The 19,572-nt window shown below is 69.1% G+C and carries 19 protein-coding genes; 14 read left to right on the forward strand and 5 right to left on the reverse strand.

The window, feature by feature from the left end:
- Window positions 1-105 precede the first annotated feature (105 nt).
- Both ELQ90_RS02800 and ELQ90_RS02805 read left to right on the forward strand, forming a co-directional pair.
- Window positions 106-1,101 (forward strand): SDR family oxidoreductase, encoded by a 996-nt coding sequence (locus ELQ90_RS02800; RefSeq protein ID WP_128493725.1) that lies wholly within the window; start codon window positions 106-108, stop codon window positions 1,099-1,101.
- An 87-nt stretch (window positions 1,102-1,188) separates the two neighbouring features.
- Window positions 1,189-2,028 (forward strand): DNA-formamidopyrimidine glycosylase family protein, encoded by an 840-nt coding sequence (locus tag ELQ90_RS02805; RefSeq protein WP_128493726.1) that lies wholly within the window; start codon window positions 1,189-1,191, stop codon window positions 2,026-2,028.
- A 4-nt stretch (window positions 2,029-2,032) separates the two neighbouring features.
- Here the strand turns inward: ELQ90_RS02805 and ELQ90_RS02810 are convergent, their stop codons facing one another.
- The 3 genes from ELQ90_RS02810 to ELQ90_RS02820 all read right to left on the reverse strand — a co-directional run bounded on the left by ELQ90_RS02810 (window position 2,033) and on the right by ELQ90_RS02820 (window position 5,079).
- Window positions 2,033-2,899 carry a sugar phosphate isomerase/epimerase family protein gene (locus tag ELQ90_RS02810; protein WP_128493727.1) on the reverse strand — a complete coding sequence of 289 codons (867 nt, stop codon included), beginning with the start codon at window positions 2,897-2,899 and terminating at the stop codon, window positions 2,033-2,035.
- A 69-nt stretch (window positions 2,900-2,968) separates the two neighbouring features.
- On the reverse strand, window positions 2,969-3,568 hold the full coding sequence (locus tag ELQ90_RS02815) for a TetR/AcrR family transcriptional regulator (protein ID WP_128493728.1): 600 nt from the start codon (window positions 3,566-3,568) through the stop codon (window positions 2,969-2,971).
- A complete protein-coding gene (locus tag ELQ90_RS02820; RefSeq protein WP_128493729.1) occupies window positions 3,565-5,079 on the reverse strand; it encodes a GMC oxidoreductase in 1,515 nt (504 codons plus the stop codon). The genes ELQ90_RS02815 and ELQ90_RS02820 overlap by 4 nt, the downstream gene beginning before the upstream one ends.
- 115 nt (window positions 5,080-5,194) lie before the next feature.
- Between ELQ90_RS02820 and ELQ90_RS02825 the strand changes: the two genes are divergently transcribed.
- On the forward strand, window positions 5,195-5,956 hold the full coding sequence (locus tag ELQ90_RS02825; RefSeq protein WP_166408779.1) for a sugar phosphate isomerase/epimerase family protein: 762 nt from the start codon (window positions 5,195-5,197) through the stop codon (window positions 5,954-5,956).
- A gap of 12 nt (window positions 5,957-5,968) precedes the next feature.
- Here ELQ90_RS02825 and ELQ90_RS02830 read toward each other — a convergent pair whose 3' ends face one another.
- Window positions 5,969-7,369: a PucR family transcriptional regulator gene (locus ELQ90_RS02830; protein ID WP_166408781.1), complete on the reverse strand. Its 1,401-nt coding sequence runs from the start codon at window positions 7,367-7,369 to the stop codon at window positions 5,969-5,971.
- 307 nt (window positions 7,370-7,676) lie between these two features.
- On the opposite strand from ELQ90_RS02830, the gene ELQ90_RS02835 reads away from it, so the two are divergent.
- The 8 genes from ELQ90_RS02835 to ELQ90_RS02870 are packed head-to-tail and all read left to right on the forward strand — an operon-like array spanning window position 7,677 to window position 16,434.
- A complete protein-coding gene (locus ELQ90_RS02835; protein WP_166408783.1) occupies window positions 7,677-8,762 on the forward strand; it encodes an extracellular solute-binding protein in 1,086 nt (361 codons plus the stop codon).
- A complete protein-coding gene (locus ELQ90_RS02840) occupies window positions 8,747-9,610 on the forward strand; it encodes an ABC transporter permease (RefSeq protein WP_128493733.1) in 864 nt (287 codons plus the stop codon). Before ELQ90_RS02835 ends, ELQ90_RS02840 begins: the two co-directional genes overlap by 16 nt.
- Window positions 9,607-10,407, forward strand: coding sequence for an ABC transporter permease (locus ELQ90_RS02845; RefSeq protein ID WP_128493734.1), 801 nt, complete (start codon window positions 9,607-9,609; stop codon window positions 10,405-10,407). The genes ELQ90_RS02840 and ELQ90_RS02845 overlap by 4 nt, the downstream gene beginning before the upstream one ends.
- Entirely contained in the window at window positions 10,404-11,564 is a 1,161-nt protein-coding gene (locus ELQ90_RS02850; protein WP_128493735.1) for an ABC transporter ATP-binding protein, read from the forward strand. Before ELQ90_RS02845 ends, ELQ90_RS02850 begins: the two co-directional genes overlap by 4 nt.
- Window positions 11,561-12,571 carry a dimethylarginine dimethylaminohydrolase family protein gene (locus ELQ90_RS02855; protein WP_128493736.1) on the forward strand — a complete coding sequence of 337 codons (1,011 nt, stop codon included), beginning with the start codon at window positions 11,561-11,563 and terminating at the stop codon, window positions 12,569-12,571. Before ELQ90_RS02850 ends, ELQ90_RS02855 begins: the two co-directional genes overlap by 4 nt.
- A 7-nt stretch (window positions 12,572-12,578) precedes the next feature.
- Window positions 12,579-13,823, forward strand: coding sequence for a M20 family metallo-hydrolase (locus tag ELQ90_RS02860; protein ID WP_128493737.1), 1,245 nt, complete (start codon window positions 12,579-12,581; stop codon window positions 13,821-13,823).
- Window positions 13,820-15,484, forward strand: coding sequence for a thiamine pyrophosphate-binding protein (locus tag ELQ90_RS02865; RefSeq protein WP_128493738.1), 1,665 nt, complete (start codon window positions 13,820-13,822; stop codon window positions 15,482-15,484). Before ELQ90_RS02860 ends, ELQ90_RS02865 begins: the two co-directional genes overlap by 4 nt.
- Window positions 15,481-16,434: an NAD(P)-dependent oxidoreductase gene (locus ELQ90_RS02870; protein ID WP_128493739.1), complete on the forward strand. Its 954-nt coding sequence runs from the start codon at window positions 15,481-15,483 to the stop codon at window positions 16,432-16,434. The genes ELQ90_RS02865 and ELQ90_RS02870 overlap by 4 nt, the downstream gene beginning before the upstream one ends.
- A gap of 10 nt (window positions 16,435-16,444) precedes the next feature.
- Here ELQ90_RS02870 and ELQ90_RS02875 read toward each other — a convergent pair whose 3' ends face one another.
- Window positions 16,445-17,107, reverse strand: coding sequence for a phosphotransferase (locus ELQ90_RS02875; RefSeq protein ID WP_128493740.1), 663 nt, complete (start codon window positions 17,105-17,107; stop codon window positions 16,445-16,447).
- Between the two features lie 93 nt (window positions 17,108-17,200).
- On the opposite strand from ELQ90_RS02875, the gene ELQ90_RS02880 reads away from it, so the two are divergent.
- The 3 genes from ELQ90_RS02880 (at window position 17,201) to ELQ90_RS02890 (ending at window position 19,572) form a co-directional block, all read left to right on the forward strand.
- Window positions 17,201-17,494 (forward strand): hypothetical protein, encoded by a 294-nt coding sequence (locus tag ELQ90_RS02880; protein WP_128493741.1) that lies wholly within the window; start codon window positions 17,201-17,203, stop codon window positions 17,492-17,494.
- A 58-nt stretch (window positions 17,495-17,552) separates the two neighbouring features.
- Complete coding sequence (locus ELQ90_RS02885) at window positions 17,553-18,923, forward strand: LLM class flavin-dependent oxidoreductase (RefSeq protein ID WP_128493742.1); 1,371 nt, start codon at window positions 17,553-17,555, stop codon at window positions 18,921-18,923.
- A gap of 73 nt (window positions 18,924-18,996) precedes the next feature.
- Window positions 18,997-19,572, forward strand: coding sequence for a helix-turn-helix domain-containing protein (locus tag ELQ90_RS02890; RefSeq protein WP_128493743.1), 576 nt, complete (start codon window positions 18,997-18,999; stop codon window positions 19,570-19,572).

Consider the following 19,572-nt stretch of genomic DNA (forward strand, 5'->3'; position numbering starts at 1 on the left):
TCTGCCGTGCCCTGTCGATTCGGATCGTCTTGTGTCTGCCGGGCCACGTCATATGCATGTCGAGGCCCTTGGTCCGGGGTGGTCGGCGCGGCTATGGTCGATCGCATGACTCTGCGACGACGCATCCTGTTCATCGGCGGATCCGGCGTGATCAGCACCGCGTGCGTCCGCGCGGCGGTGGCCGCCGGGCATGACGTGTCGGTCCTGAATCGCGGACGGAGCACCCGTCCTCTTCCCGAAGGAGTGCGCGAACTCCGGGCCGATGTGCGAGACGCGGACGCCGTCGCCGCAGTCGTCGGAGAGCGCCCGTTCGATGTCGTGGCCGACTTCCTCTCTTTCGTGCCCGCGCACGTCGAGACGGCCCTCGCGACGGTCGGCGGGAGCGCCGGTCAGTACATCTTCATCAGCTCGGCCTCGGCCTACGAGAAGCCGCCGCGTCGCCTGCCGATCACCGAGTCCACTCCGCTGCGGAACCCGTTCTGGCAGTATTCGCGGGACAAGATCGCGTGCGAAGACCTGCTGGTCGCGGCCCACCGGGATCGCGAGCTGCCCGTCACCATCGTGCGTCCGTCGCACACCTATGACGACACGCTGCTGCCGACGCTCGGCGGCTGGACCGATATCGCGCGAATGCGCGCCGGCCGGCCCGTCGTCGTGCACGGCGACGGCAGCAGCCTGTGGACGCTCACCCACAGCGACGATTTCGCGGTCGGCTTCACGGGGCTCCTCGGCAACCCCGCGGCGATCGGCGAGGCGTTCACGATCACCGGCTCACATGCGCCCACGTGGGATCAGATCTACCGCTGGCTCGCCGAAGCGGCGGGGGTGGACGCCCCCAGCCTCGTCCACGTCGCGAGCGACACGATCGCGACGGCGGCGCCAGACCTCGGCCCCGGTCTGCTGGGCGACAAGGCCCACTCGGTCGTGTTCGACGCGACGAGGGTGCGCGAGTTGTCGCCGGAGTTCGGCACGACGATCACCTTCGACGAGGGTGCCCGCCGGATTCTGGCCCACTACGACGCCCACCCGGAGCTCCAGCAGGTCGACCCCGAACTCGACGAGCTCTTCGACCGCTTGGTTGCACACGCCGACTCCGTGTAGGGCGACGGGACGGGCGAGACCATCGTCGCGACGCCGCACGTCGTTCCACGGGTCGAGAAGCGAATCGCCCGGTGGCAGGATGAGGCCATGCCCGAGTCTCCCGAGGTTGACGCGCTTGGCGCCTTCCTGCGCTCTCACGCGGTGGGGCGGCGCATCGCGTCCGTCGACCTCGTCGAGTTCCGTGCGCTCAAGACGCGCGAACGGCCGCTCCGGGAACTCGAGGGTCGCACCGTGTCGGGCGTCCGTCGATTCGGGAAGCACCTCGTGCTCGACACCGACGGTCCCTTGCTGCTCCTGAGTTTCGGCCGGGCCGGCTGGGCGCGCTGGTCCGACGGCCCCGAGGACCCGGCCGCCTCCAGCCCCGACGCGCCGCCCGTCATCGCGCGCGTCCTCTTCGACGACGGAGCGGAGCTCGCCGTCACGGATACGGGCGACTGGCTCTCCCTCGGTCTCTCGGTCGTGGACGACGAGACGACCGTGCCGGCGATCGCGAAGCTCGGCCCTGATCCGTTGTCCGACGCCTTCACGCCCGCAGTGCTCGCCCGCATCGTCGTCGGCCGCCGCAAGCGGCTCAAGGCGCTGCTTCAGGAGCAGGAGTCGCTCGCCGGTATCGGCAACGCCTACTCGGACGAGATCCTGTTCGCGGCGCGGTTGTCGCCGCTCGTGCAGGCGGTCGCTCTCGACGAGGAGGAACGCGAGGCTCTCTACGCGGCCATCCGCGACGTGCTCGGCTCCGCCGTCGAAGCCCGTCGCGACGTGCCTCCCGCCGAACTCAAGGCAGCGAAGGTCGCCGCGATGGCCGTGCACGGCCGGACCGGCGAGCCGTGCCCGGACTGCGGCGGCACGGTCCTCGACGTCCCGGGCTCGAAGGGCGGCGCGCAGTACTGTCCCGAGCGCCAGACCGGGGGAGTGCCGCTCCCCGAGTGACGGCTCACCAGGAGACGTTCGAGTACCCCTTGAACGCCTCGCAACTGATCGCGACGGAATCGAGTTCAGCGCCCGGGGCGTAGTCCTGTTCGATCAGCACGTATCGGAAGTTCGGAAGCCCGTCGACGGCGTCGATGATCTCCTGGATCGGAAGGATTCCGGTTCCGACCTCCGTGAACGTGTCAGGCGTCACGACCTGGTCGAACTCCGTCATGGTGATCGTCGCGTCGGGGGCGAGGACGCCGTCGAAGAGATTCAGCGGCTGTGCATGGCCGGACGGGAAGTCCTTCTGATGGATCATGATGAACCGGTCGGGGTTCTCGCGGAACAGCCGGAGAGGGTCGGCGCCTCCGCGGTAGGCCCAGTAGGTGTCAAGCTCGAACTTCACGAGTTCCGGGTCCGTGTTCTCGAGGAGCAGGTCGTAGACCGTGCGATCGCCGAAGCGCTGGAACTCCTGGAAGTGGTTGTGGTAGAAGAACTCGATGCCGCGTTCGGCGCTCACTCGACCGATCTCATTGAAGAACTCCGCTCGTCTCTTCACGTAGTCGACGTCGCCGAACGGGTAGAACTCGAGGTCGCAACCGATACGGGTGTTGCCGATCCTCTCCTGGAAATCGAGGACCTGCGGGAGCCGGTCGAGATCCAGCGGATTGATCTGGCAACCGATGATCGACACCCCGCGGTCGCGCATGAGGTTGGCGAGAAAATCGGCAGGGATGCCGAAACCGATGCCGTCCTCGGTGAGCGCTCGATGGTTGGCTCCTTCGAAGCGGGTGAGGCCGAGGTCGGCGAGCGCGTTCAGTGTTCCTTCGGGGTCGGCGGCGAGAGAGTCGCGCACCGAGTAGAGCTGAATTCCGATTTCGACGGCCATAACGGACCTTTCTGACTGAGGGGTGGGTGGAGTGCGGAAGAGACGTGATGCCGTTTTGCGAGTCGGCGCTCAGGCGCCGCGCCAACGGGCGATGAGCGCATCGAGATACCCGTCGAAAGCGGCGACGAGGTCGAACTCGCGGTCGAGCAGCCACTGCAACTGGAGGCCGTCCATCATGGCGCTGAGGCGGTGGGCCTCGGCGCGGGCCTCGGGGCCGGTCAACGCCGAGATCTGACCGGTCTCGGCGGCCCGGGCGATCTCCTCCTGGAGGCGGTCGGTGATGTGCCGGTACCGGTCGACGAAATAGTCGTGCGCCGGGTGGCCGGGCGCCGTCGCCTCGGCACTCAGAGTGATGAGGAATTCGACCCAGGCGGGGTTCTCGTGGCTGTACCGTATGCGTGCGCGGAGGGCGTCGACGTAGGGGAGCCCGGACAACTCCGTGTTCTCGACCTGAAGCGCATCCCATCGGTCGAGGACCGCCACGAGCAGGCCGTCCTTGCTGCCGAAGAGATTGATGATCTGCGATGCGGGCGCGTCGACGGCCTCGGCGATCATCCGGAGCGAGCCGCCACGGTATCCGCGCTCCCCGAAGACGTGGATCGCCGTCTCGACGAGGCGCCGGCGGGACTCGACGCCGGACTTATAGGGGCCACGCGAGCCGTTCGTCATGCGAGCGCCCGCACCACGGCGGCCGCCGCGCGCACCGCCGTCGTCATGCCCGTGAGTGTCGAGTTGCACACGAGGGCGGTGGGGATGACGCCGTTCCCCGCGACGAACAGGTTGTCGAACCCCCAGACGCGGCAATCGAGATCGCAGACGCTCGTGCCGTCGTCGACGCGCCCCATCCTCACGGTGCCCGTGAGGTGCAGGGAGCCGCCGGCGCCGAGTACCGCCGACTGCGTCTCCGGATCGAAGTCGCCGAGGAGTCGGGCTGCCGCCGCCTGGTCGGCGCGTGCGAGCTCGAGGTTCGCGCGGTCGGCATCGGAGTACCGGAAGTGCACGGTGATCCGGGGCATCCCGGTGGCGTCGACCTCGTCGTCGGAGAACTCGAGCCGATTGTCACGTTGGATCTCCGTCCGGATGTAGTACTCGATGCCGACGCCGTAGCCGACCGGGCGCTTCTCGTCGTCGACGACGACCTTATTCATGAGGTGCACTTGGAACGGCTGTTCCGCGTCGCTGTGAGGGACCCAGAGGCAGTCGGACGCCCACTCGTGGTCGGTCGGCGGCTCGAGGGTCGTCAGGTCGAAACCGAGCCGATCGGGTGCCGCGTCGACGATCCCGGTGAGGAAGAAGTGCTCATTGAGGTAGCGGCCGAGGGCGTCGGGCCGGATTCCCGAAGCGAACAGGAGCTGTGGTGTGCGGACCGTGTCGGCACACACCACGACCTGACGGGCGTGGACTGTAGACAGCGCGCCCGTCTCGATGTCGCGGCACTCCGCGCCGATGGCACGGCCGTTCTCGTGAAGGATCGACGTCGCGATCGTGTCGGGGACAAGCGTGAACCGTCCGTCGATCCCGGGTGCGCCGATCGGAGGGAAGATGACGAAGGGACTCGTCCGGATCTTGAGACCGGTCTCGTCGGCGTTGACGGCCATCGGCATGTCCTGCACACCGCGACCTGGTGCCGAGCGCGGGTCGAAGTGCGCGGCGAGGGCGCGCACCACGGCCGCACCCGCCTCGGTCTGCGGGTACGCCTCAGGGTTCACCCTGAGTAGCTGGGCGGCCCGGTTCAGGTCCTGTTCCCACTCGTCGGGCGCGATGTGGGGGTTGATCTCGCTGCCCCACGGGAACGGTGTTGCGGCAGTCCAGTGGATGCCCATGCCGCCGGCGTTCCAGGCGACGGAGGCGCTCGGCATCTCGTCGGCCGCCTCGCCGAGAGACGAGAGGTGGTACATCCCGGGCGTCACTCCCCGCATTGTGGCGCCAGTCTCGGCGGTCGGCGCGACGCCGGTGTAGAAGGCTTGGACCCCGGAGGCGACCCGCTTGTTGTACTGATCCCACACGTCCGGATCCGTGACGTCGTGCAGGTGCTGACCGGCAATGGGACCGACGTTCGGCCCGCCCGCGATCATCACGATCCGCGCATCCGGCCGTTGTTCGCGCACACATCGGGCGACCGCCGCGCCCATCAGGCCGCTTCCGACGATGAGCAGGTCGGCGGGTTCCGGGGTGTGCATGGGTCTCCTCGAGCAGGGCGATCAGTGGTGTTGACGTACCGCCGAGCGTACTCGTAATCTGAACACTCGTAAAGATTTCAGCGCACGGACGATGCAACACAGGCGAGGAGACACGATGCTGATCAGCGCGAGCGAATGGGTCCTCGGGGACCGTCCCACCGCTCTCCGCCGAGCCCGCGCCGCGGGATTCGACGCGATCGAACTGGACGCGACCCCCGGCGTCGACGTCGATCGTCTGAAGCACGAGCTCACCGAGGCGGAGTTGAGCGTTCCGTCGCTCTGCTGGGCGTGGAACAGCGAAGACGAGCTCGGCTCTCCCGACGCCGATTCGCGCCGACGGGCGCAGCGGTACCTGCTCGGCTCCCTCGAGCTCGCCCACGAGCTCGGCGCGTCCCAGCTCGTCACGCTCCCGGCCTGTCGGAAGGTCGCCTGGACGCTCGACGAGACGCGGATGCGCGGCATCGAGCGCGCTGCGGACTCCATCTCCGAGGTCCTCGCCGATGCACCGGCGGAGGTGTCCCTCGCGCTCGAGGGACTCCGCCGTGAGGAGAGCTTCCTCATGAACTCGCTGGCCGATGCGGACGTGCTGCGGTCGATGATCGACGACGATCGCGTCGGCCTCGTCGCCGACGTCTACCATCTCGCCTACGAGGAACTCGACCCGATCGCCTCCCTGCAGCGGTTCGCGGACGTCATCACTCTGGTGCATCTCGCGGAGCCGACGCGGACGCCGCTCCTCGCGACCTCGCCGGGTGTCAGCGGCCTTGTGGACCAACTACGCGTGATGCCCGGAATCCGTTCGGCCACTCTCGAGTTCGAGGTGGGCGACGACGACGCGGCCCTCGCCGCGAGCGTCGTCTTCGCACGCACTCTCTGAAAGCGTCGCCCGTCACAACCCGCTCTGACCCGCGAGTTCGATCGCGATGTCGAAATCGGTGCGGTCGCGGGTGGAGTCGAGGCTCCTGCCCGTGATCTGCTCGATGACCTGTACGCGATGCCTCAGCGTGTTCGGGTGGATGTAGAGCTCGCTCGCAGCGACGCTCCACCGTCCGCCCGTCCGGAGGAACACCTCGAGCGTCTGCATCAGCTGACCGCCGCGCGCCGTGTCGTAGTCCCGGAGTGGCGCGAGCAGGGCCGTGGCCGTCTCCCGCATGAGTGCGGACGCTTGCGAGTACAGCACCGTCGACGGGCTGTTGAGCTCGTCGGCGCCGACGACGCTACCCGGTCCCGATCGCCGCGCTACCCCCAGCGCGTGCTCCGCCTGGATCAGGGACAGACGCAGACGGCCGGGACCGCCGGCGGATCCGACTCCCGCCGACGCTGTCCGAGGGAGCCCGCGAACCAGGCGGTCGACGACGTCCTCGCCGGAGACGCAGACGAGGACGGCGTCGTCGAAAGGGGCCGCGGCCACACGCTGGCCGGCGGCGCGGCGCGTCGCGAGGAGGACCGCCTCCGGGTCCGGGTTCCAGATCGCCACGACGGCCAGCCCCTCGGCCTCCTCGACCCCGAGGGATCGAAGCCGCGCGAGCACCGACACCTCGTCCTGCTCGCCGCTGCGCAGCCACGTGAACAACTCGCGCGTGTAGCCGTCGACCGCTCGCCGCACCGAGCGGATCCGCTCGATCTCGAGGGCGATGAAGGGAACGCCGACGGACAGCACGGCGCGTTGCTCGACGCTGAAGGAGCCGGGCTCGACGGCGCTGAAGAGCTCGGCGTCGAGCACACCCTCGCTCAGCAGGGGTATCGAGTGCATGTCGTCGGTGGAGTGCACGCCGAAGGTCTCACGGTCGGCGACGAGACCGATGGGCGATGCGAGGCCGGCCGACAACGACTCGAGCATCGAGCCGAGGCTCCGGTCCTCCCGCAGAGCCGCGACGAAGGTCTCGTAGTAGTCGAGGTGACGCCGGAGGGGTCTCTCCCACACCCGGCGCTGCGCCTGGACGAAGGACTTGATGATGCGCACGAACGGGACCTCGACGGGCACGAGGAACAGTGTGAGACCGGCGCGCTCGCAGGCGGAGACGAGGTGGGACGGCAGGTCGGTCACCGTGCTCGTGAGCCCGAAGCCGAGGGCGAGCACCCCTGCATCGGCGAGGTCCCGGACGAAGGCGTCCGCCGACACGGCTGGCCACCATTGGCCGGACGTCAGGGCGACATCGCCAGCGGAGATGAACTCGGACGCCGGGAACCGGTCTATCGCGTGAACCCATTCGATGGGCGCGTCGAGGTTGCCGTGCACGGCCACCGTGAGCGACAGTCCGCGCTCGCGGAGGAGTTCACCGACTTTCACGCGCTCTCCTTTCCATCCGGGATGCAGGCTCTCGAAACCTCCGGGAAACGCTTCGGGGCACCATGTGTAACGGCTCCGAAACAATGGTCCGCAAGTCGAGCGTCCCGTTGGAGGAATGACCAACCCCACGCCGCGAATCGGGCCATTCGTCCAATTCCGCGGCGGGACCGGCCTCAATCAGGATAGGCGGACCGGGCACACTGTCCCGTTGCACCCGACGACCGACGACCGACGACCGACGTCGGGTCCGCCGCACCGTCGGCACCCGCACCTCACCGGCATCTCCCGACATCCCGAAAGGTCCACCATGATCCGACACCGCAAAGCGGTCATCGTGACGGCGTCCTCCCTCGCCGCCGCCCTCGCCCTCACGGCCTGCTCGTCCGACTCCGACTCCGGCTCCGGTGAGTCCGCGTCGGGCTCCGAGATCAGCGGAGAGGTCACGTTCGCCGGTTACGGCGGCGCCGGCGGCGACAGCATCACGTCCGCATGGCTCGACCCGTTCTCGGAGGAGACCGGGGTCGACGCGATCCTCGACCCCTCCATGGACAACTCGAAGCTCCTCCAGATGATCGAGAGCGGCAACGTCACGTGGGACGTCGTCGAGGTCGGCCTCGACTTCGACCTCACCGAGGCGAACGACGGTCTGGTCGACATCGACTGCGACGTCGTCGACTGCGCGGCGTTCGACGGGAACTGGGAGGTCACCGCCAAGGGCGTCCCCATGTTCATCTACTCGACCACCGTCGCGTACAACACGGATGCGTACAGCGAGGCCGACGCCCCGCAGGACTGGGCGGACTTCTTCGACACCGAGGCCTTCCCGGGCAAGCGGGCGATCAACTCGGCCGAGGGCTTCTTCGGTCTCGCCGAGGCGGCCCTCATCTCCGACGGCGTCGCCCGCGACGAGCTCTACCCCCTCGACATCGACCGCGCCCTCGAGATCATGGAGCCCGTCAAGGACGACATGATCTTCATCACGAGCGGGTCCGAGTGCATCGACCTCGTCACGTCCGGTGAGGCCTCGGTCGGTGCCTGCTACAACGGCCGGGTCACCCTCGCCGCCTCCGAGGGGCAGCCGATCGCGCAGTCCTGGAACCAGCAGATCCAGTCGGCCGACTACGTCGCCATCCCCGAAGGCAGCCAGAACGTCGACGCCGCCATGGCGCTCATCGCGTACCTCACGTCCACCGAGCACGCCGGCGAGATCGCGGACTACATCACTTACGGTCCGGGCAACCCCGCAGCCGAGGTGAGTGACGAGGCCGCGGCCGACGTTCCCACGGCGAACGAGGGCGACGGCGACGACGCCCCGATCGTCGCCGACTGGCAGTGGTGGAACGAGAACCGGGCCGATGTGCTCGAGACGGTCTCCGAGTGGGTCGCGTCCTGACCAACCAGGGAGGGGGCCGGCGCTGGTGGATCAGCGTCGGCCTCCTCGGCCTGCTCTTCGTCCTCCTCGCGCTCGTCGTGCCGCTCGCCGTGGTCGTGCAACGCAGCCTCGACGCGGGTTTCGACAACTTCGCCGACGCGCTCGCGTCCGCCTCGTTCATCCGGTCGCTCGGCAACACCGCGGTGCTCGCCGTCGGTGTGACGCTCTGCTCCGCCGTGATCGGCTACCCATACGCCTACGCCATGGCCCGCTCGGGTCGCGTGGTCTCGCGGATACTCCTCACGGCCCTCATGCTGTCGTTCTGGACGAGTCTTCTGGTCCGCAGTTACGCGTGGCAGGTGATCCTCAACGACACGGGCCTCGTCAACGAGGCGCTGCAGTTCCTCGGAGTGATCGACGAGCCCCTACAGCTCATCCGGACCCCGGCGGCGACGCTCATCGGTATGACGCACATCCTCGTCCCGTTCACCATCCTCGCGATCTTCGCCCAGCTGCGTGGGATCTCGCCGGACCTCGCGATCGCCGCCCGCGGTCTGGGTGCGACACGCACCCGTGCTTTCTGGAGCGTCACCTTCCCGCTGTCGCTGCCCGGTCTCGCGGCCGGCAGCCTGCTCGTGTTCGTCCTGACGCTCGGCTACTACGTGACCCCCCAGTTGCTCGGCGGCGCGGGCAACCCCGTGATCGGTCAGTCGATCGTCGAGCAGACCAATGCTCTCCTGAACACCGGGGTCGGATCGGCCATGGCCGTGATCCTGCTCCTGATCGTCGTGGTCATCCTGGGTGTGGCGGCCCGCTTCCTGGGTCTCGGCCGCGTGCTGGGACTCGCAACCGAGAGGAGCGACCGATGAAGACCGGACTCACCGTCCGCATCGTCGGCATCGTCATCGCCGTGCTGCTCGTCGTTCCGACGATCGTGATCTGCGCGACCGCGTTCACGAGCGGCTCCGCCGTCTCGTTCCCACCGCAGGGCTTCTCCCTGCGGTGGATCGAGGACGTCCTCGGGGACCGCCGCTGGACGCGCGCGTTCGGCAACTCGTTCGCCGTCGGCCTGCTCGCGGCCCTCTTCTCGATGGTCGCCGGAGCGGCGCTCGCCCTCGGCGCCGCCCGCGCCCGCGGGGCGATCGCATCGGTGTTCACCGCGATCTCGGTCCTGCCGATGATCGTTCCGCTCGTGGTCGGGGCCATCGGCTTCTACCTCGTGTACGCGCGGCTCGGCCTGACAGGGAACGTGCTCGGCCTCGCGCTCGCACACGGCGTGCTCGGACTGCCGTACGTGTTCGTCAACGTCCTCGCTCTCCTGCGTACGCTGGACCCGCGCATCGAGGAGGCCGCGAGGGTTCACGGCGCCGGACATCTCACGACGCTCGCGACGGTCACGCTCCCGCTCCTCGCCCCCGCGACGGTCGTGGGAGGCCTCCTCGCCTTCGTCTCGTCGTGGGACGAGGTCGTCGTGGCGACGTTCCTGAGCGACGCGCGCTTCCAAACTCTCCCCGTGCTGATGTACAGCCAGATCCGATCGGGCGTCGAGCCCTCGGTGTCGGCCGTGTCGCTCATCGTCACCGTCGTGACGTTCGCCATCGCACTCGCCGTTTTCGCCGTCGGTCCCATCCGTGCCCGACTCGCCAGAAGGAGCTCGAGATTATGAGTCCGACAGCAACCGACAGAGCACCGGGCGCAGCGCTCGACGTGCGTTCCATCACCAAGCGATATGGCGACACGCCGGCCGTCGACGCCGTGAGCCTCGACATCCGGGCGGGCGAGTTCGTGACCCTCCTGGGCGCGTCGGGTTCCGGCAAGACGACACTCCTACGGATCATCGCGGGATTCGCGGACGCCGATGAGGGCTCGCTGCTCGTCGACGGTCAGGAGCTGCGCTCGGTGCCCGTCCATCGGCGCGACATCGGGATGGTGTTCCAGAACTACGCGCTCTTCCCTCACCTGAACGTGGAACAGAACGTCGCCTACCCGCTCCGGATGCGCGGGATGCGCGGCCCCGAGCGCCGTCGGCGCGTCGCCGAGGCCCTCGAGGCCGTGCACCTGCCGACCTTCGGTCGTCGTCGGATCACCGAACTCTCCGGGGGGCAGCAGCAGCGCGTCGCTCTTGCTCGAGCGATCGTCAGCCGTCCGCGGCTGCTGCTGATGGACGAACCCCTCGGTGCCCTCGACCGCAACCTGCGCGATGCGCTGCAGCTCGAGATCAGCCGACTCAGTCGCGAGTTGGGCCTGACGGTCGTCAACGTGACGCACGACCAGGAGGAGGCCCTGACCATGAGCGATCGGATCGCCCTCCTCGATCGAGGTCGGCTCGTGCAATTCGCTACCCCCGACGACCTCTACCACCGTCCCGTCGACGACACGGCGGCCGCCTTCGTCGGAGAGTCGAACCTTTTCCGCGGGTCCGTCCGCGACGACGGAACGCTCGACGGCGCGGACGGCGTCGTCTTCTCCCCGCCGTCTCTCGTCGACGGCTCCGCCGTCGGATCGGGACGCGTCGCCGTCATGGTGCGCCCCTCCCTGGTCCGGATCACCGCCGTCGGAAGCGCCCCGGAGGCGCACTCGCGCGTGGACGGCCGCGTCAGCGGAATCGTCTACGCCGGCGACTCCCGCAAGATCATCGTCACGACCGCCTCCGGCACCGAGCTGATCGCACGAGAGGACGCTGCCCGGCCGCTCGACGTGAGCGTCGAGCAGCCCGTCACCCTGCACTGGGACGCCCGGTCGTCCATCGTGACCCGACTCGCCGCAGGCTCCGCCGGAGCCACGGCCCCCGCCCCCGAGACCAGAAGGACAGCACGCGCGTGAACAACATCATCGATTCCACCAAAGAGGTCGCCGACGGGCGCTTCCACGCCCTCATGGGGCCGGAGGCGTACCCCGCATTCCACGAGCTCGGCGAGCTGGAAGGGACATGGGGTCGACGCTGGGGAGCCGCCGACGAGGTGAGTCGCTTGCGATCCGTGCTGATGCGTCGTCCGAGTGCCGGCCTCGGCGCCGTCCGTACCGACGCCTACGACGCGGACATGGACGCCTTCGTCGACCCCGACCGCCGCTGGTACTGGACGGGGTCAGACCTGCCCGACCTCGACGCCGTCGCCGAGCAGTACGAGGGCTTCGTCGCGGCTCTCGAGGCGGAGGGTGTCGAGATCGTGTTCGCACCCGAGCTGCCCGCCGACTACACGAAGGCCGTCTACACCCGCGACCCGCTCGTCACCGTTCCGGGCGGTGCCGTGATCGGGCGGCTCGCGCCGCGCATGCGTCGCGGAGAGGAGCAGTCGATCGCGGCGACGGTCGCCGCAGCGGGCATGCCGATCCTCGGAACCGTCACGGGATCGGGGCTCGCGGAGGGCGGGAGCTTCGTGAAGGTGCGTCGCGACCTCGCCTTCTACGGCTCCTCGGTGCGGTGCAATCCCGAAGGCGGCCGTCAACTCGCGCGCATCCTCGAACCGTTCGGCATCGAGGTGCAGCGTGTGAGCCTTCCCGGATATCTCATCCACCTCGACATGTGCTCCGTCATGCTCGACGACGACCTGGCTCTCGTGAACCCGCGACTCGCGCCCTACGACTACATGTCGGCGCTGTGGGACCTCGGCATCGAGACGGTCGACGTGCACCCCGACGAGGAGTGGTCGACGAACCTGCTGGTCCTCGACAGGCGGCGCGTCATCATGCCGGCACACCTCGAACGTACGGCGGAACTGCTCAACAGTCGCCACGGGGTCGAGGTGGTCCCCATCGAGTTCCGAGAGATGCTGAAGAACGGTGGCGGGCTGCACTGCTCGACGATGGAACTCCAGCGGGATTGGAGCTGACGCCGCGATGGACGCGTTCCTCGACGACTTCGCGACCATGTCGGCTTTCGGCGCCACTCCGGGCGGAGGTGTCGAACGCCAGGCGGCGAGTGCCGCCGATGGCGAGAACCGCGCGTGGTTCACCGACTGGCTCGAGCGCAACGGCTTCGATGTCCGGGTCGACGCCATCGGCAACATCTTCGGACTGATCGAGCGGATCCCGGGCGCCCCTTACGTCGTCGTGGGTTCCCACCTCGACAGTCAGCCGCTCGCCGGGCGATTCGACGGGGCGTACGGCGTGCTCGCCGGTGCCCACGCGGTTCGGGCCGCCACTGGAGCCGAGGGTCCGGCCGTCTTCAACCTCGCCGTTGTCGACTGGTTCAACGAGGAGGGCAGTCGGTTCAAGCCCAGCATGATGGGCAGTGCCGTGTTCACCGGAGGGCTTCCGCTCGAGGTGGCACTCGCGACGACCGATCCGACCGGAACGTCGGTGGCCGATGCGCTCGACACGATCGGTGGACGCGGAAAGGCCGCTCCCCTGGATGTGGCTGCGTACCTCGAGATCCACGTCGAGCAAGGACGAGAGCTCGAGGACACGGGAACCACCATCGGCCTCGTCGCCACGACATGGACGGCCCACAAGCTCGAGGTCGTCGTGCGCGGAGAGCAGTCGCACACCGGTGCGGCGCGGATGGCGGACCGGCGCGACGCCCTCTACGGGGCCGCGGAGCTGATCGTCGCGGTGCGTCGACTCATCGACGGCTTCGAACCCGAGGAACTGCACACGGCCGTCAGCGAGATGTACCTCGACCCGAACTCGCCCGTCGCCATCGCCCGCGAGGTACGGATGCTCGTGGACGTGCGTTCCCCGGACCGGTCGCTCCTCGAGACGGCGGTCGATCGGCTGCGGTCGGAGATGCGCGCGATCGAGGAACGCGCTCGGGTCGACATCGAGATCCGCGGTGTCGTCGAATGGTCGAGCGGTCCGTTCCTCGAAGAGGGGATTCTCCTGGCCGCTGCCGAAGCGGAGAGGCTCGGCTACAGCCACCGCCGTTCCGCCACCGTCGCGGGGCACGACGCGACCAACATGAAGGAGATCGTCCCGACCGTGATGCTCTTCGTTCCGAGCGTCGACGGAATCTCCCACAACGAGCGGGAATTCACCTCCGACGCCGACATGCTCGCCGGTCTCGACGTCCTCACCGCGGTGCTGGTCAGGGTCGCCGCGGGCGACCTCGACGCGGCCATCGGCGATATCGGGGAGGGGAGATGACCCCCGCCATGGCTCGGACGGGTGGGGACGTCGCCGTCGAGACGCTGCGGGCGCTCGGGGTCGAGCGTCTCGTCGGGACGCCGGGACAGCACGCGCTCGGACTCTTCGACGCGTTGCGGCGCGGCGGAATCGAGCTGCTGCCCGCTCGCGTGGAGAACAACGCCGGCTTCATGGCGGACGGCCTCGCCCGGGTCGGTGGCACCGTCGCGCCCCTCCTGCTGTCGACCGGTCCCGGCGCGCTCACGTCTCTGCCGGCGCTCATGGAGGCGGCCGGTTCCTCCATCCCCGTGCTGGCACTGTCCGCACAGGTTCCCGTGAGCGGACTCGGTGGGGCGAGGCACGGGCATCTCCATGAGCTCGACGACCAGTCGGCGGTCTTCGCACAGGTTGTCAAGGGCAGCTGGACCGTGCGCACGGCCGTGCAGATACCGTCGGCGATCCGGTCGGCGTGGGAGCTCGCGGAGACGGCGCCGTGCGGTCCGGTCCTCGTGGAGATCCCCCAGGACATCCTTCTGGCCGAGGTCGGCGACACCGTACCCGTCGTCGTCGATGTCCGGTCGGAACCGCGCGCCGTCCGGGCGCGCGACGAATCGATCATCGCGGCAGCACGCGCCCTCGATGCCGCGACGCGACCCGTCGTGCTCGCGGGCGGGGGCGCGGCGCGTTCGGGAGCACGGATCGCACTCGAGCACGTCGCCGAGGCCATCGACGCGCCCGTCTTCTCGACCTTCAGTGGTCGTGACGCCATCGCGGCGTCGCACCCCCTCGCGGCCGGCAGCTGGCTCGAGGACATCGCCACGACGGAGTACCTCGAGAACGCGGACGTCCTCCTGGTCGTCGGCAGCGGACTCGGTGAATTGTCGAGCAACTACTTCACCCTGCGCCCGCGCGGGACCATCATCCAGATCGACGCCGACCTCGACGTCCTCGGAGCCAATCATCCGGTCCTCGCCCTCCACGGCGATGCGCGCGACGCTCTCGAGCGGATGGGAGACGCCCTCGAGTCGACGACCGAGGTGACGCGCCGAGCGACGCGGAGGGGAGAGATCACCGCCCTTCACGCGACGGTCGAGGCCCGCCTCGACGGGCAGGGCCTCGAGGCGGAACGGGCCATCATCGCAGCCATCCGCGACGCGCTGCCGGACGACGCCGACAGCTTCTGGGACATGACGATGATCGCGTACTGGGCCTGGTCGGCCTGGGACGGGAGGGACGGGAGATTCGCCACGGCGCAAGGAGCGGGTGGCCTCGGCTACGCGTTTCCCGCGGCGGTCGGGGCGGCCTTCGCAGACCGGTCGCGTGCGGTGCTCGCCGTCTCGGGTGACGGCGGGGCGATGTACGGCATCTCGGAGCTCGGGACGAGCGTGCAGCTCGGCCTCGACGTCACCTGGCTCATCGTGGCCGACGGCGGTTACGGCATCCTCGAGGAGTACATGACGAGTGCCTTCGGAGTCGCGACCGCGACGTCCCTCGCGATGCCGGACTTCGTGGCGCTCGCCGCGTCCTTCGGCGTCTACGCGCGGTCCACGACGGTCGAGCGGCTGGCCGACGACCTCGCCGAGGCGCTCGCGACACCGGGGCCGTCGGTCGTGGTGCTCCCGCAACGCATCGCCCTCTTCGCTCCGACGCATCTCGGCCGTCCGTCGGGTCCCGTCGCGTGACGGCCGAGACCGACGAGCGTCCCGTCGTCGTCATGACCGAGAGCGGGGACGTCGACCCCGGGGCGGGGGTCGCGCTGCTCGAGCAGAACGGCTTCGAGGTCGTCGTGCTGACGGGCGCGCTCCCGCTCAGCAGTGGCTCCGCGCGGTCGGGCGGGGGATGGCGGAACGCGGTCGCCGCCATCATCGGCCTTGCCCCTTTCGGGGCCGCGGAGATGGATCGGCTCCCTGCCCTGCGACTCATCGCGACGACCTCGACGGGGGTCGACATGGTCGACGAGCGCGCGGCGGCGGAGCGCGGCATCGAGGTCGTCGGGCTCGGCGGCGTTGCGACCCGGGAGGTCGCGACGCACACGCTCGCGCTGATCCTCACCTCCTTGCGGGAGTTGCAGGCCGGGGTGGACGTGGTCCGCGGCGGCGGTTGGACCTCCGAGCTGACCGTCACTCCGCCGGACGTCGGCCGGCTGGTGCTGGGCCTCGTCGGCTTCGGGCGGATCGCGCGGGAGACGGCCAGACTCGCCCGACCACTGTTCGAGCGCATCGTCGCAACGGACCCGTTCGTGACGGAATCGGAGAACGGCGTCGAGTTGATGGCCTTCGACACGCTGCTCGATGTCGCCGACGTGGTGTCCCTGCATCTTCCCGCGACCGCGGACACCCGCCGGCTCATCGGCGAGCGAGCCATGGCACGCCTGCGGCCGGGTGCACTGCTCGTGAACGCCTCCCGCGCCGAGATCGTCGATTCCGCAGCGGTCCTCGACGCGCTCGAATCAGGCCGAGTCTCGCGCTACGCCGCCGACGTCCTCGACGGCGAACCTCCCGCTGCCGACGATCCGCTGCGGTCGCACCCGCGCGCCATTGTCACACCGCACATGGGATTCTTGTCGACGAGCTCTCTCCAGCGCTACGAACTCGACCCGGCGAGGACGATCATCGAACGATTGGCCCGCTGACGCGCGGCGATCACACCCCGGCGGCCAGCTCGTCGAGCACGTGACGGGCGAGGGCGCGCTGCTCCGTTGGCTCGTTCGTGATCATGATGAGCGCCTTCCACACCGCCCACCCGCGACCGCGCGCCCACGTCGCGTCGTCGAGGTCGAGTTCGCGTCGGAGGTCGAGGATGTCGTGCATCTCCGCATCCCAGTGCGTGACCGGGCCGCCGCGGAACGCGCTGTGGAGTCCGGGGATGGGGCCGTCGGTCGTCTCCGCCACGCGCAGGGTGACGAGGAACGATGCGAGATCGGCGGCGAACACGACGGGGTCGTCGGGACGTGTGGCGGCGAGCGGCGTGCCGTCGATCCAGTCGTAGACGGACCACGGGGCGGGGAAGTGGGCACTCGCGGCGCCTGCGCCCCGCACCTCGGGGATGGGGAGTGGGACCTGCGATCGCAGGCGCGGCAGCCACGCCTGCTCCTTCGCGACCTGTGGGACGTAGTCGTCCGCGCTCGGGAGGCGGACCACGAGCTCGTGTCCCAAGCGGAACATGCGGTGATCGTTGCCCCCGCGCTCGAGACGGCGGATCGGGAGTCCGGCCCACTCCGGGAACTGTTCGGCGACGAGTGCGCGCACGAGCCTCTCATCGAGCAGCGCGGCGTCGATCCGGCGGTCGTTCGGTCCCTCGGTCATGATCGTTCGACGCTACCGCAGGGCCCGCGTGACCTCGACGGCCACGACCGCAACCCCGGTCGGCCGCCCCGTCGCCGCGGCTACCGTGGCCGCATGCCTTCCGTCACGATCGTCGCCCACGTCGTCTCGACCGCTCCAGAGGCGCTCGTGATGATCGCCAAGACCGTGCGGTCCCACGTGGAGGGCGCCGGGTCCGCGAGTGCGTCCGTGCCGCTGCCGATGAACGCGCGGGCGTCCGTGACCGTCGCCGGTTTCGGTGACGAGCTCCCCGTCGCGATCGACGTGGAGGCGCCGACCATCGAGGAGGCGAAGGCCGCGGCTTCCGCCCTCCGGCTCCAGCTCAAGGCGGGCCCGGGCTGGCGGATGGAGTCCGGGCCGGGCGCGTGAACGTCACTCCCCATCACCGTCGTCACCGCCGTTTCGATCCCGCGATAGCGTGTTCCGGGTGAGCTCCCTGATCCACCTCAACGGTTTCGAGATGAACACCCCCAGCCACATCAATCACGGCTTGTGGGTGCACCCCGAGAACCAGCGCCATCGCTACACGGACATCGACTACTGGACCGAGACGGCGCGACTGCTCGAGCGCGGCCTGTTCGACGCGATGTTCATCGCCGACGTGGTGGGGACGTACGACGTCTACCGGGGCAGCCGCGATCCGGCGGTCGAGCGCGGGATCCAGATCCCCAACAACGATCCCTACCTCGTCGTCCCCGCGATGGCCGCGGTCACGCGGGACCTCGGTTTCGCGGTGACCGCCTCGACGACGTACGAGCCGCCGTTCGGGAACGCGCGTCGCCTGTCGACGCTCGACCACCTCACGAAGGGGCGGATCGCCTGGAACGTCGTCACCGGGTATCTCCCCGATGCGGCACGCAATTTCGGGCTCCGCGAGCAGGTGACGCACGACGTGCGGTACGAGGTCGCGGAGGAGTTCCTCGACGTCTCGTACAAGCTGTGGGAGGGATCGTGGGACGACGACGCCGTCGTGCTCGATCGTGAACGGCGCATCTACACGGATCCCACGAAGGTCCACGAGATCCACCACGAGGGCCGGTTCTTCTCCGTCGACGGCCCGCATTTGAGTGAGCCCAGCCGGCAGCGCACCCCCGTCATCTACCAGGCGGGCAGTTCCGACTCGGGCAAGAACCTCGCCGCGCGGCACGCCGAAGGCGTCTTCGTCTCGTCGCGCACGCTCGACCGGGTCGCGGCGGATGTGCGCGACCTGCGGGACCGCGCGGAGGGCTTCGGTCGGGGGCGCGACGCGATCCGCGCCTTCACGTCGATCAACATCGTCCTCGGCGAGACCGAGGCGGAGGCCCGGCGGAAGGCGGAGGACCTCTTCGGCTACCGCGACCTCGACGGTTACCTCGTGCACTTCGGCGGAGGGACCGGCATCGACGTCGCGGCGCTCGCCGGGGACGAGGGGGTCACCTTCTCCGGGCGCGGCCACATCGAGTCGCGCGAGAAGGAGTTCGCCGAGGCGCAGGGCGGCAAGGCGAAGGCGATCATCGACTCGCTGAGCGATCCGTGGAGCGACGAGTTCCACGTCGTGGGCACGCCCGAACAGGTCGCGGACCGGCTCGAGGAGATCGTCGAGCGGACGGGCGTCGACGGGTTCAACGTCGTGCAGTACCTCTCGCCCGGGACCTTCGAGGACATCGTCGAGCTGCTCGTTCCGGAGCTGCAGCGCCGGGGCCGGTACCGGACCGCGTACGAGGAGCAGACACTGCGCGAGCGCCTCTTCCCGGGCGCCGGTCCGCTCCTGCCCGCGACGCACCCGGCCGCGGCTCACCGCGGCGCCTTCCGCGCCTGACGCGCCGTATCGCGGTGACTCGGGCCACAGGCCCCGATGCTATTATGTTCTCAGCGTCATATTGGAGGTCCACATGACCGACACAGGGGCACTCGTCCGGGCGGCGAGAAAGAGTCGGCGGCTCACGCAGGTCGAGCTGGCTGAGCGCGTCCGCTCGGATCAAGCGAGCGTTTCGCGTGCCGAGCGAGGACGAGATGCGGAGTTCGCGACGATTGCTCGATTGCTCGGCGGAGCGGGCCATCGGCTCTACTCGGCTCCGACACGTCGCGACGATGCCGCCGCCGTTGCCGCCGAAATCCGACGACGGCTCGCCGGCGGGGACAAGGAGCGCGCACTGCGTGCGCTGATTCAGCTGAATGACGATCTGATTGCGGAACAGGGCCTCGTCCGAGGTGTACTCGGTCTCGCGGAGCCCGAAACGACAGGCGACCGTGTGTGGGATGCGGCACTCGCGGCGCTCGTGGCGTGGCGCCTCACGGAGGAGGGACTTCCGACGCCCGACTGGGTCGAAGCTGAATCGCGGCAGCTGCCCGATGCGCGTGTGCTCGACGTCGATCCCGCGGATCCCGTGCCGCCACCGTCCGAGGTGCCGGAACAGTTCCTGCGCCGCGGGGTACTCGCGTGGCGTCAGACATTCGAGAGCGTCTGA

Origin of the sequence: Labedella phragmitis (genome assembly GCF_004078635.1) — a bacterium.
Lineage (GTDB): Bacteria > Actinomycetota > Actinomycetes > Actinomycetales > Microbacteriaceae > Labedella > Labedella phragmitis.